Origin of the sequence: Yinghuangia soli, from assembly GCF_021502675.1 — a bacterium.
In the GTDB taxonomy this organism is placed as follows: Bacteria; Actinomycetota; Actinomycetes; order Streptomycetales; family Streptomycetaceae; genus Yinghuangia; species Yinghuangia soli.
The window spans coordinates 934,520-945,686 of the sequence record NZ_JAKFHA010000001.1 but is presented as its reverse complement, the minus strand read 5'-3'; the positions used below and the strand labels follow the sequence as shown (position 1 = coordinate 945,686).

Below are 11,167 nucleotides of genomic sequence, written 5' to 3'. Positions count from 1 at the left end.
GGAACCTCGAGGTTCCGGGCCCCTTCGCATGCCTTGCGCAGGTTCGCGCGGTGAATCCGCGGACCTCATCGTGCATTTCATCCGATCGTGTGAATCGGAAGCGGCCCGGGCGCCGCGTACGGCGCGCAATCACCATGCTGAAGTTCCGGCCCGCCCCGACGACCCCGAGGTGCGACACGCACGACCCGCGGGGCGGCCGCCACACGAGGAGACTTTTCGTGACCAGCAGTTCGTACCGCGGTCCGGAGCACGCTCGGACGCCGGACCGGGGGCCCGTCCCGGTCGCGCGGGCGGGGCGGCACGCACGGCCGCCGGACGCCCGCGGGGACGTCTACCTCCAGGTCCAGGCGAGCCCGGAGTTCCAGGAGATCCGGCGCCGCTACCGCGACTTCGTGTTCCCGATGTCGGCGCTGTTCCTGGCCTGGTACCTGGCGTACGTCCTCGCCTCGACCATGGCCAGAGACCTGATGGCCCAGCGCATCGTCGGCGAGGTGAACGTCGCGCTCGCCTTCGGACTCGCCCAGTTCGCCTCGACGTTCCTGTTCACCTGGCTCTACGCCCGCAATGCGGGACGCAAGCGGGACCGGGCCGCGCTCGATCTGCGCTGGGACACCCAGGAGCGGTTCCGGTGATCGATGCGCGCATCCTGGCCGAGGGGGCCGGGAGCGGCCACCGCATGCTCACCATCGGCCTGTTCCTGGTATTCGTCGCGATCACCCTGGTGATCACCATCTGGGCCAGCCGGCACAGCCGCACCGCGAACGACTTCTACGCCGGCGGCCGCGAATTCTCCGCGGCGCAGAACGGCCTGGCCATCTCCGGCGACTACATGTCCGCGGCCTCGTTCCTGGGTATCGCGGGCCTCATCTCGCTGGTCGGCTACGACGGCTTCCTGTACTCGATCGGCTTCCTGGTCGCGTGGCTCGTGGTGCTCATGCTGGTCGCCGAACTGGTGCGCAACTGCGGCCGCTACACGATGGCCGATGTGCTCGCGTTCCGGATGAGCCAGCGCCCGGTGCGGACCGCCGCGGGCGCCTCGTCGATCGTGGTGTCGATCTTCTACCTGCTGGCCCAGATGGTCGGCGCCGGCTCGCTGGTGGCCCTGCTGCTCGGCGATGCCGACGGTTCCGCGCAGACGCTCACCATCATCGCGGTGGGCATGCTGATGATCGTGTACGTGACCTTCGGCGGCATGAAGGGCACCACCTGGATCCAGATAGTGAAGGCCGCGCTGCTCATGGCCGGGGCCGTCACGCTGACCGTCCTGGTGCTGGTCCGGTTCGACGGCAACGTCAACGCCATACTGCACACCGCGGCCCAGACCAGCGGCCACGGCGAGGCGTTCCTGCAACCCGGCCTGCAGTACGGCAGTTCGCTGACCAGCCGGATCGACTTCATCAGCCTCGCGCTCGCGCTCGTGCTGGGCACCGCGGGGCTGCCGCACATCCTGGTGCGCTTCTACACGGTGCCCACGGCGCGCGCCGCGCGGCGCTCGGTGATGTGGGCGATCGGCCTGATCGGCGCGTTCTACCTGATGACGATCGTGCTCGGCTTCGGCGCCGCGGCGGTCCTCGGCTCGGACGAGATCCGCGCGTCGAACAAGGCGGGCAACACCGCACTGCCGCTGCTGGCCCAGGAACTGGGCGGCGGCGGCGATTCGCTGGGCGGCGTGGTGCTGCTGGCGGTGATCGCCGCGGTGGCGTTCGCGACGATCCTCGCGGTGGTCGCCGGACTCACGCTGGCGTCCTCGGCGTCCGCCGCGCACGACCTCTACGCGGCGGTGATCCACAAGGGCCGGGCCAGCGAGAAGGAGGAACTGGCCGCGGCCCGGCTGAGCGCCATCGTGATCGGTGCGGTGGCGATCGCGCTGAGCCTGACCGCGCAGAAGCTGAACGTGGCGTTCCTGGTCGCGCTGGCTTTCGCGGTCGCGGCGTCGGCGAACCTCCCGACGATCCTGTTCACGCTCTTCTGGCGGCGCTTCAACACGCGCGGGACGGTCTGGGCGATCAACGGCGGGCTGATCTCGTCGGTGGTCCTGGTGATCTTCTCGCCGGTCGTCTCGGGCGGCCCGAACCCGCTGGTCACCGGGGTCGACTTCCACTGGTTCCCGCTGGCGAACCCGGGCATCGTCTCGATCCCCATCGGGTTCCTGGCCGGCTGGGTCGGCACGCTGCGCTCGAAGGAGGACGCGGACGACCTCAAGTACGCCGAGATGGAGGTCCGTGCGCTGACCGGCGCGGGCGCCTACTGAGCCCGCGGGCTGCGGACTCGAGCGGACTGCAGCGGACTGCAGAAGACCGCAGACGACTGCAGAAGCCTCGGTGAACTGCCGCGGGCTACAGCGCGGGCGAGACGAGCCTGGGCCGCATGCTCAGCGGGTTCTCCAGTCCCTTGCCGCAGCTCTCCGGCCGTTCCGGTTCCTCGGCGTGGGCCGTCACCTCGACGGTCCACGTCCGGCCGTCCGCATGGTCGACGCGCACGGTCCAGGCGTCGCCGCCGTGTGCGTCCGGTTCGGCGACCTGCAGGACGTCGGCGCCGTACTCCAGGATCTCCTCGCGGACCGCGAGCTCGGCAGCCTGCGCGGGGCGCGACCAGGTGGCGCGGCCGCGGCAGTCCTCCAGGAGCATCGCGCCGGCCCGGGCGGCGTCCAGGGCGGCGGCTGCGGAGTCCGCGTCCAGGCGCCCGTAGACGTACCCGTCCGGGAGCACGACGGCGGTCGGCGCGAAGCGGTGCCCGCCCAGGTGGGTGGCCTCCCAGACGTCGCCGGGGAGGCGCGCGGCGAGCGCCTCGGCGAGCGGCCGGCCGGCCGTCGCGCAGCAGCGGTCCCGCTTGCCGTTGGTGCAGACCAGGAGCAACGGGTCGTCGTACGGGCGGCCCAGCGCGGGTTCGGCGGGGCCGGCCAGCGCGGCGTAGTCCAGCGCCAGTAGCTCGTCGAGCGAGCCGACCGTGAACCGGCGGAGCCAGGACCCGCCGGGCGCGGTCCAGGCCAGGAACACGGTGCGGCGGCCGCCGGGCGCGGGCACGGTACGGCCCGGGGTGCGGATCAGCGTGGCGCGGAAACCCGCGGCGGCCGCCCGGCGCTCCAGCTCCGCCCCGGCCTCGGGGTCCAGGCCGCGGCTGCCGCGCAGCGCTTTGGCGGCCCACGGGCCGGGGTGCTCGATCAGCAGCCAGCCGGGCGCGGTGGGCGCGGTGCCGGCCATCGGCTCGGCATACGCGCGCGAAAGGACTGAGCAGGTCTCCACGGATGTGTACCGTACATGGTCAACTTTCCGGACGGAGCCGCGAACGGGCGCGGATTTCGGCCGGACCCGGCGCCGCGCCGGGCCGGGATGATCGCGGCGGGCTACGGTTGAGTCGACCGACCGCGACCGGGGGAGTGCACCGGGATGGAACCGAAGCCCGACTTCACATTGGACGACGCGGTGGCGCTTGCGCGGTCCGCGCACGCCGGCCAGCTCGACAAGGGCGGCAAGCCGTACATCGCCCACCCGCTGCGCGTGATGCGCGCGGTGGAGGGGCTGTGGGAGCAGATGGCCGCGGTGCTGCACGACGTCATCGAGGACACCGACGTGACCGCCGCCGACCTGCGGCGCGCGGGCTGCCCGGAGCCGGTGGTGGCGGCCGTGGTGGCCCTGTCCAAGCTGCCCCGGGAGCCGCTGGCGGCGAGCATGGCGCGCGCGGCCGCGGACCCCATCGCGTTGGTGGTCAAGCGCGCCGACATCGAGGACAACCGCTCCGAGGCGCGCCTCGGCCAACTGGACGAGGAGACCCAGGTCCGGCTCCGCGCCAAGTACACGCGCTCGATCGAGCTGCTCGAGGGTTTCGCCGCGGGCCGCACCCCGCACTGATGCGGGGGCCGGTCCGGCTCAGGCGTCCGGGATGTCGCGCTTCGCGTGCAGCAGCGTCTCGCGGGAGATGACGACGATGCGCTCGTAATCCGCACACCCGGCATCGGGCGGCAGTTGTGCGGCCAACTCCGCCGTCATGTCGGTCCCGATCACGGCGAAGTTCCCGTCCGCCAGTTCGAAGATGTCGGGACACGTGGCGTTGGTGTTGCAGAAACCGCGGTCGGCGGGGGCACTGCCGAGCCGACGGGCGAAGAAGCGCGTCATTGTGGCCATATCTCAGGGCGGACGGGGAAGTGAACTGCCTTGATCTCGGGGCATAACTGACACTCGTGCCGCGCGGTGGCGGTTGTACGCGAAGATCACTCGAAAGAACCAATATGGCTCAGCGTCGAGCTCGCTGCCACTCCTCTTCTGCCAGTGCGTAGAAGGGGTGTTGCAGCGCGTCCGCGGGGAGCGTAGCGCGTACGGGACGGGCAACGTCCCAGTATTCGTAGATCAGTTGCGAGGAGAAGAGATACGCCAGCTCGGCCCGCACTTCTGATTCGGTCGCCTCGCCGCTCGCGAACGTGTAGCGCAGATGAGTGATGATCATGTTGGCGTACAAATACTTGCGTTCCAGGCCGCGGTTGACCCGTCCGGCGAAGGCGGGCCACACAGAAGCGAGTTCGGGATCTTGGAGGCTCAGCTTGAGCAGTTCCAGGTGGTTGCTCTGCACGGCCGCGTCGGCGTTCTGCTTGGCGTAGCGCCGGTGGTTCTGGAGTTCGCGCTGCTGGACGTAGCCGGTGACGGCGACGGCCAGGAGGGCGAGGCCGGAGAAGACGGCGCTCACCGCGTCGAAGGACTGGCCCACGGTGGCGCGGTCGCGGAGGCTGCCGCTGTTGCCGCCCGCGAGTTCTGTGGTGGCCAGCGAGAGTCCGAAGGACAGCGCGACCATGCCGACCACGGCGCTGACGCATAGCGCTACCCAGATGGGGACCTGCCTGGTCCCTCGGCGTGGCGGTGTGGAGGACATCGGCGTCGGACCCTCCCCTGGCGGAGGCGCCCGGCGGGATGACGCGGCGTCAGCGGCGTCCGCCGGGTCTGCGGCGAGGCAGAGATGGTGGGCGTTGCTGCGGGCGGCGCCGAGCATCGTCGGTCGGCGTTGCGCCGTCACTCAGACCCCTGGGCCGCTGGCGTGCGGTCGGTTCGAGGTGGTGCCGAAAGCGTTCGCGTCGAGGACGTTCGCGACGAGTACGTTCGGCGGCCGCGGGATTGCGTCTGTGGTCGTGATACCGCCGGGTAGGTGCGGTAAAACCCGGACGGCCGCCCGTTCATGACGGTTTGTCAGAACATGGGGAAAGCAGCCGGGGCACTCTGTCCCGGACAGAGTGCCCCGGCGTGCGCGAGGTGCGCGGAACGGCGCGCGGCCGCGGGTCAGGCGCCTGCCGGGCCGCCGATCACCGTGACCGGCTTGGCCAGCGGGGAGCCGGAGCCGTCGCGGCGGCGGTCGATCTCGGGGAGGTCGACCGGGGTGCCGGTCGCGTTCGCGGCGCGGGCCGGGGCGGGGCCCGCCCAGGCGAGTGCGAGCGCGGTCTCGCCCTTCAGGAAGCGCTGGCAGCGCACGCCGCCGGTGGCCCGGCCCTTGCGGGGGTACTCCGCGAACGGGGTGACCTTGCCGGTGCCGTGCTCGGCGCCGAACAGCGCGTCGCCGCTGTAGGCCGCGATGGTGACGACCACCGCTTCGGCGCCCGGGTCGACGGCGGTGAAGGAGATGACCGCGCGCCCGTCCGCCAGCTTGATGCCGGCCATGCCGCCCGCCGGGCGGCCCTGCGGGCGGACCAGCGAGGCGGGGTAGCGCAGCAGTTGTGCGTCGTCGGTGATGAAGACCAGGTCCTCGTCGCCGGTGCGCAGTTCGACGGCGCCCGCGATGCGGTCGCCGTCCTTGAGGGCGATGACCTCCAGCTCCTCCTTGTTGGAGGGGTAGTCGGGCGTCACCCGCTTGACCACGCCCTGGACCGTGCCGAGCGCGAGCCCGGGGGAGTCCGGGGACAGCGAGGTCAGGCAGACCACCTTCTCGTCGGCCTCCAGGCTGACGAATTCGCTGACCGGGGCGCCGCCGGAGAGGTTCGGCGCCACGCTGCTGGGCGGCAGCGCGGGCAGGTCGACGACGTTGACGCGCAGCAGGCGCCCGGTGTCGGTGACCACGCCGATCTCGGCCCGGACCGTGCTCGCGATCGCGGAGACCACCAAGTCGTGCTTGTGGCGGGCCCCTTCGGTGGGCAGCGGGTCGGCGCCCGGGGTGCGGGCCAGCAGGCCGGTGGACGACATGAGCACGTGGCACGGGTCGTCGGTGACCTCCAGCGGCACCGCGGCGGCCGGGGTGCCCGCCGACTCGAGCAGCACCGTGCGGCGCGGCGTGCCGTACTTCTTGGCGACCGCGGCCAGCTCCTCCGAGACGATCTTGCGGAGCAGCTGGTCGGACTCCAGGATCCGGGTCAGCTCGTCGATCTCGGCCTGCAGCTTGTCGCGCTCCGCCTCCAGCTCGATGCGGTCGAAGCGGGTCAGGCGGCGCAGCGGCGTGTCGAGGATGTAGGTGGCCTGGATGTCGGAGAGCCCGAAGGTCTCCATCAGGCGCTCCTTGGCCTGCGCCGCGTTGTCGCTGCTGCGGATCAGCTCGATGACCCGGTCGATGTCGATCAGCGCGACGAGCAGGCCCTCGACCAGGTGCAGGCGCTCCTGGCGCTTGCGGCGGCGGAACTCGCTGCGCCGGCGGACCACCTCGAAGCGGTGGTCGAGGTAGACCTCGAGCAGCTCCTTGAGGCCCAGGGTGAGCGGCTGGCCGTCCACCAGGGCCACATTGTTGATGCCGAAGGTCTCCTCCATCGGCGTCAGCTTGTACAGCTGCTCGAGGATCGCCTCGGGGTTGAAGCCGTTCTTGACCTCGATCACCAGGCGCAGGCCGTGCATGCGGTCGGTGAGGTCCTTCAGGTCCGCGATGCCCTGCAGCTTCTTCGACTGCACGAGCTCCTTGACCTTGGCGATCACCTTCTCCGGGCCGACGTTGTACGGCAGTTCGGTGACCACGATGCCCTTGCGGCGGGGCGTCACGTTCTCGACCGTCGCGGTGGCCCGGATCTTGAAGGTGCCGCGGCCGCTCTCGTACGCGTCGCGGACCCCGGACAGGCCCACGATGCGGCCGCCGGTGGGCAGGTCCGGGCCGGGGATGTGCTTCATGAGGTCGTCGAGCGTGGCGTGCGGGCGGCGGATCAGCTCGCGCGCCGCGGAGATGACCTCGGTGAGGTTGTGCGGCGGCATGTTGGTGGCCATGCCGACCGCGATGCCGGTGGTCCCGTTGACCAGGAGGTTCGGGAACGAGGCGGGCAGGACCTGCGGTTCGCGCTCCTGGCCGTCGTAGTTCGGGCCGAAGTCGACGGTGTCCTCGTCGATCGACTCGACCATGAGCATCGCGGCGGGGGAGAGCCGGGATTCGGTGTAACGCATGGCGGCGGGCGGGTCGTCGTTGCCGAGCGAACCGAAGTTGCCGTGCCCGTCGACCAGCGGGAGCCGCATCGAGAACGGCTGCGCGAGGCGGACGAGGGCGTCGTAGATGGCGGTGTCGCCGTGCGGGTGCAGGCGGCCCATGACCTCGCCGACCACGCGCGCGCACTTGACGTACCCGCGGTCGGGGCGCAGGCCCATCTCGTTGGCTTGGTAGAGGATGCGCCGGTGGACCGGTTTGAGACCGTCGCGTGCGTCCGGCAGCGCGCGCGAGTAGATGACCGAGTACGCGTACTCCAGGAACGAGCCCTGCATCTCGTCGACGACGTCGATGTCGAGGATGCGTTCCTCGAAGTCGTCGGGCTGATCCTGGCCAGGCGTCTTCGTGCTGCGGCGGGCCATACTGCGGCGGGCTCCTTAGGGCGGGATGCGGTCGCGCCCATTGTGTCCCCCCGGTCGGACATGCGGGTGCAGCGACCCGGCGCCGCGTGGGGGAACGTCCGGGTTTGCGGGCATGAGGGACACGCATACGGGGAATGGGCCGGTGTTCGCGGCTGTTCCGCGACCGGCGCGCCGGTACGCCGAGGACCGCAAGCACCACTGGCACGACACGTACCCGGAAGCACGGAGGGCAGCCATGGACGACCCGCAGATCCTCGACCGCATCCGGTCGATGGTGGACACCGAGCACGCGCTGCGCGCGCAGTTGGCCGCCGGCAAGATCAGCGCCGAGGAGGAGCAGCAGCTCCTGCACGCCATCGAGGTCGAACTGGACCAGTGCTGGGACCTGCTGCGGCAGCGCCGTGCCCGGCGCGAGGTGCGCGAGGACCCGAACGCGGCCGCGGTCCGCCCGGCGCGCGAGGTGGAGGGCTACCAGCAGTAGTGGGAGCAGCGCCGGCCGGCAGTAGTGGTGGCAGCGCCGGCCGGCAGTAGCGCCCGCCCGCGCTTTGTTCCCGACTTCGCCCGCCGCGAACGGCGGCTCCGCCGCCCCGGAACGGGCCGCCTCCGTCAGTAAGGTGGCAGGCAGGCCGCCGATGCGGCCCCTTGCGGTGGTGGGCCGCGAGGTGTCGGCGGAGAGGACTGACGGGACATGGCAGGTCTGGCCGAGACGTTCACGGCGACCGAGCACCGGCTCGCCAACGGTTTGCGGGTGGTGTTGTCCGAGGACCACATCGACCCGGTCGCCGCCGTGTGCCTGTGGTACGACGTGGGGTCGCGCCACGAGAAGCCCGGCCGGACCGGCCTTGCGCACCTGTTCGAGCACCTGATGTTCCAGGGCTCCGCGAACGTGCACGGGAACCAGCACTTCGAGTTCGTGCAGTCGGCCGGCGGCTCGCTGAACGGCACCACCAGCTTCGAGCGCACCAACTACTTCGAGACCATGCCCGCGCACCAGGTCGAACTGGCGCTGTGGCTGGAGGCCGACCGGATGGGCGGCCTGCTGGAGGCGCTCACCCAGGAGAGCCTGGACAACCAGCGCGACGTGGTGAAGAACGAGCGCCGCCAGCGCTACGACAACGTGCCGTACGGCACCGCGTGGGAGCGCCTGGTGGCGATGGCGTTCCCCGAGGGGCACCCGTACCACCACATGCCGATCGGCTCGATGGCCGACCTCGACGCCACCACGCTCGAGGACTGCCGCGAGTTCTTCCGCACCTACTACGCGCCCAACAACGCGGTGCTCGCGGTGGTCGGCGACATCGACCCCGAGCAGACCCTCGCCTGGGTCGAGAAGTACTTCGGCACCATCCCGGCGCACGACGGCAAGCCCACTCCTGCGGACGGTTCGCTGCCGCCGGTCATCGGCGCCGAGGTGCGCGAGACGGTGTACGAGGACGTCCCGTCGCGCTCCCTGATGGCCGCGTACCGCCTTCCGGTGGACGGCGCCCGCGAGGCGGACGCCGCCGACCTGGCGCTGACCGTGCTCGGCGAGGGCGAGAGCTCGCGCCTCAACACCCGCCTGGTGCGCCGCGACGAGCTCGCGGTGTACGCCGGGTTCGGCATCATGCGGCTGGTCGGCGCGCCCTCGGTCGCGCTGCTCGACGTCAAGGCGTCCGGCGAGGCCGAGGTCGAGGCCGTGGACGCCGCGGTGAACGACGAGCTGGCCCGGTTCGCCGCCGAGGGCCCGAGCGCCGCCGAACTCGAGCGGGCCCAGGCCCAGATCGAGCGCGGCTGGCTGGACCGGATGGCCACGGTCGGCGGCCGCGCCGACGAACTGTGCCGGTACGCCACGCTGTTCGGCGACGCCTCGCTCGCCTTCACCGCCCTGGACCGGGTGCTGGAGATCACCGCGGAGGAAGTGCGCGCGGTGGCCGCCGAGCGCCTGCTGCCGGAGAACCGCGCGGTGCTCGTCTACGAGCTGACCGACGAGGACACCGACGACGACGGCAGCGACGGCAGCGACGAGAGCACCGCCGACGCGCAGAGCGCGACCAAGGACGACAGCGAGGGGCAGGCCGCCTGATGACCGAGACCACCATGGTGTTCCACCCGCGTCCCGGCGCCGGCCCCGAGAAGCCGTGGACCTTCCCGGCCCCGGAGCGCGGCAAGCTGGCCAATGGCCTGTCGGTGCTGCGCGTGCACCGCCCCGGGCAGCGCGTGGTGGCCGTCGAACTCCTGCTCGACGCACCGCTGGACGCCGAGCCCGAGGGCATCGACGGGGTCGCCACCATCATGTCCCGCGCGTTCAGCGAGGGCACCGACACGATGGACGCCGAGACGTTCGCCGCCGAACTGGAGCGCTGCGGCGCGACCATGGACGCGGGCGCCGACCACGCCGGCGTGCAGATCGCGCTCGACGTGCCGGCCTCGCGCCTGGAGCGGGCGCTCGGCCTGATGGCCGACGCGGTCCGCGCCCCGGCGTTCCCGGCCGACGAGGTGGACCGGCTGGTCCGGCAGCGCCTCGACGAGATCGTGCACGAGCTGGCCAGCCCGGCGCGCCGCGCGGCCATCGCGCTGTACGGCGAGCTGTTCGACTCGGCCGCGCGCATCTCGCGGCCGCGGGCCGGCACGTCCGAGTCGGTGGCCCGGGTGGACCGGGCTTCCGTGGTCGACTTCTTCACCGCGCACGTGCGGCCCGCGACGTCGACCGTCGTGGTGGTCGGTGACCTGGACGGCGTCGACCTGGACGGCATCCTGGAGCGCACCCTGGGCCGGTGGACCGGCAGCGACGCACCGCCCACCGAGGTGGTCCCCGCGGTCGCCGACGACACCGCCCGCGTGGTGATCGTGAACCGGCCGGGCAGCGTGCAGACCCAGGTGCTGGCCGGCCGCCTCGGCCCGGACCGGCACGCCGCGGTGTGGCCCGCGCTCAGCATCGGCACGTACTGCCTGGGCGGCACCCTCACCTCCCGCCTGGACCGCGTGCTGCGCGAGGAGAAGGGCTACACGTACGGCATCCGGGCGCTGAACCAGTCGCTGCGCTCCGGCGCGCTGCTGGCCATCACCGGCTCGGTGGACACCGAATCGACCGGCCCGGCGATGTCCGACCTGGTCCAGGTGCTCACCACGCTGGCCGCCGAGGGCCTGGAGGACGACGAGCGCGACGCCGCGGTGCAGAACCTCGTCGGGGTGGCGCCGCTGAAGTACCAGACCTCGCGCGCGGTGGCCGACTCGCTGGCCGACGTGGTCGCGCAGCGGCTGCCGGACGACTACCTGCCGGGGCTGTACGCCCGGCTGGGCGCGGTGGCCACCGGCGACGCGTCGGCGGCCGCGGTGGCCGGGTTCGACCCCGCGCACCTGGTCATCGTGCTGGTCGGCGACGCCGGTCGGATCCGCGAGCCGCTCGAGCAGCTCGGCCTCGGGCCGGTGACCGTCGTCGAGTGACCGCGGGCAGCCGGTCC

Annotated in this window: 10 protein-coding genes; 6 read left to right on the top strand and 4 right to left on the bottom strand. The window is 71.9% G+C overall.

Translation table 11 applies throughout. From position 1 onward, the window contains the following. Positions 1 to 218: 218 nt before the first annotated feature. Entirely contained in the window at positions 219 to 632 is a 414-nt protein-coding gene (locus LZ495_RS04080; protein ID WP_235050436.1) for a DUF485 domain-containing protein, read from the top strand. 44 nt (positions 633 to 676) lie between these two features. Beyond that, positions 677 to 2,251: a monocarboxylic acid transporter gene (locus tag LZ495_RS04075; protein ID WP_235050493.1), complete on the top strand. Its 1,575-nt coding sequence runs from the start codon at positions 677 to 679 to the stop codon at positions 2,249 to 2,251. An 85-nt stretch (positions 2,252 to 2,336) separates the two neighbouring features. On the opposite strand, the gene LZ495_RS04070 is transcribed toward LZ495_RS04075, so the two are convergent. Beyond that, positions 2,337 to 3,242, bottom strand: a complete 906-nt coding sequence (locus LZ495_RS04070; RefSeq protein WP_235050435.1) for a ferredoxin family protein — start codon at positions 3,240 to 3,242, stop codon at positions 2,337 to 2,339. A gap of 144 nt (positions 3,243 to 3,386) precedes the next feature. On the opposite strand from LZ495_RS04070, the gene LZ495_RS04065 reads away from it, so the two are divergent. Next, positions 3,387 to 3,848, top strand: coding sequence for an HD domain-containing protein (locus LZ495_RS04065; RefSeq protein ID WP_235050434.1), 462 nt, complete (start codon positions 3,387 to 3,389; stop codon positions 3,846 to 3,848). Positions 3,849 to 3,866: 18 nt separating this feature from the next. On the opposite strand, the gene LZ495_RS04060 is transcribed toward LZ495_RS04065, so the two are convergent. The 3 genes from LZ495_RS04060 to LZ495_RS04050 form a co-directional block, all read right to left on the bottom strand. Next, positions 3,867 to 4,112 (bottom strand): hypothetical protein, encoded by a 246-nt coding sequence (locus LZ495_RS04060; RefSeq protein ID WP_235050433.1) that lies wholly within the window; start codon positions 4,110 to 4,112, stop codon positions 3,867 to 3,869. 118 nt (positions 4,113 to 4,230) lie between these two features. After that, complete coding sequence (locus LZ495_RS04055) at positions 4,231 to 4,782, bottom strand: DUF6082 family protein (protein WP_235050492.1); 552 nt, start codon at positions 4,780 to 4,782, stop codon at positions 4,231 to 4,233. Between the two features lie 479 nt (positions 4,783 to 5,261). Beyond that, positions 5,262 to 7,727 (bottom strand): DNA gyrase/topoisomerase IV subunit A, encoded by a 2,466-nt coding sequence (locus LZ495_RS04050; RefSeq protein ID WP_235050432.1) that lies wholly within the window; start codon positions 7,725 to 7,727, stop codon positions 5,262 to 5,264. A gap of 235 nt (positions 7,728 to 7,962) precedes the next feature. Between LZ495_RS04050 and LZ495_RS04045 the strand changes: the two genes are divergently transcribed. From LZ495_RS04045 to LZ495_RS04035, 3 genes are all read left to right on the top strand, one after another. Next, positions 7,963 to 8,208 (top strand): DUF2630 family protein, encoded by a 246-nt coding sequence (locus LZ495_RS04045; protein ID WP_235050431.1) that lies wholly within the window; start codon positions 7,963 to 7,965, stop codon positions 8,206 to 8,208. Positions 8,209 to 8,415: 207 nt separating this feature from the next. Next, positions 8,416 to 9,789: a M16 family metallopeptidase gene (locus LZ495_RS04040; protein ID WP_235050430.1), complete on the top strand. Its 1,374-nt coding sequence runs from the start codon at positions 8,416 to 8,418 to the stop codon at positions 9,787 to 9,789. Next, the gene (locus LZ495_RS04035; RefSeq protein WP_235050429.1) at positions 9,789 to 11,150 is read left to right on the top strand and encodes a M16 family metallopeptidase; all 1,362 of its coding nucleotides are present in this window, start codon (positions 9,789 to 9,791) and stop codon (positions 11,148 to 11,150) included. Before LZ495_RS04040 ends, LZ495_RS04035 begins: the two co-directional genes overlap by 1 nt. Positions 11,151 to 11,167 lie beyond the last annotated feature (17 nt).

What these genes read in the sequence shown, in the direction of transcription:
- LZ495_RS04050 (WP_235050432.1), bottom strand. Translation starts at nt 7,727, where the DNA reads ATGGCCCGCCGCAGCACGAAGACGCCTGGCCAGGATCAGCCCGACGAC.
- LZ495_RS04075 (WP_235050493.1), top strand. Translation starts at nt 677, where the DNA reads ATGCTCACCATCGGCCTGTTCCTGGTATTCGTCGCGATCACCCTGGTG.
- LZ495_RS04045 (WP_235050431.1), top strand. Translation starts at nt 7,963, where the DNA reads ATGGACGACCCGCAGATCCTCGACCGCATCCGGTCGATGGTGGACACC.
- LZ495_RS04035 (WP_235050429.1), top strand. Translation starts at nt 9,789, where the DNA reads ATGACCGAGACCACCATGGTGTTCCACCCGCGTCCCGGCGCCGGCCCC.
- LZ495_RS04055 (WP_235050492.1), bottom strand. Translation starts at nt 4,782, where the DNA reads ATGGTCGCGCTGTCCTTCGGACTCTCGCTGGCCACCACAGAACTCGCG.
- LZ495_RS04040 (WP_235050430.1), top strand. Translation starts at nt 8,416, where the DNA reads ATGGCAGGTCTGGCCGAGACGTTCACGGCGACCGAGCACCGGCTCGCC.
- LZ495_RS04065 (WP_235050434.1), top strand. Translation starts at nt 3,387, where the DNA reads ATGGAACCGAAGCCCGACTTCACATTGGACGACGCGGTGGCGCTTGCG.
- LZ495_RS04060 (WP_235050433.1), bottom strand. Translation starts at nt 4,112, where the DNA reads ATGACGCGCTTCTTCGCCCGTCGGCTCGGCAGTGCCCCCGCCGACCGC.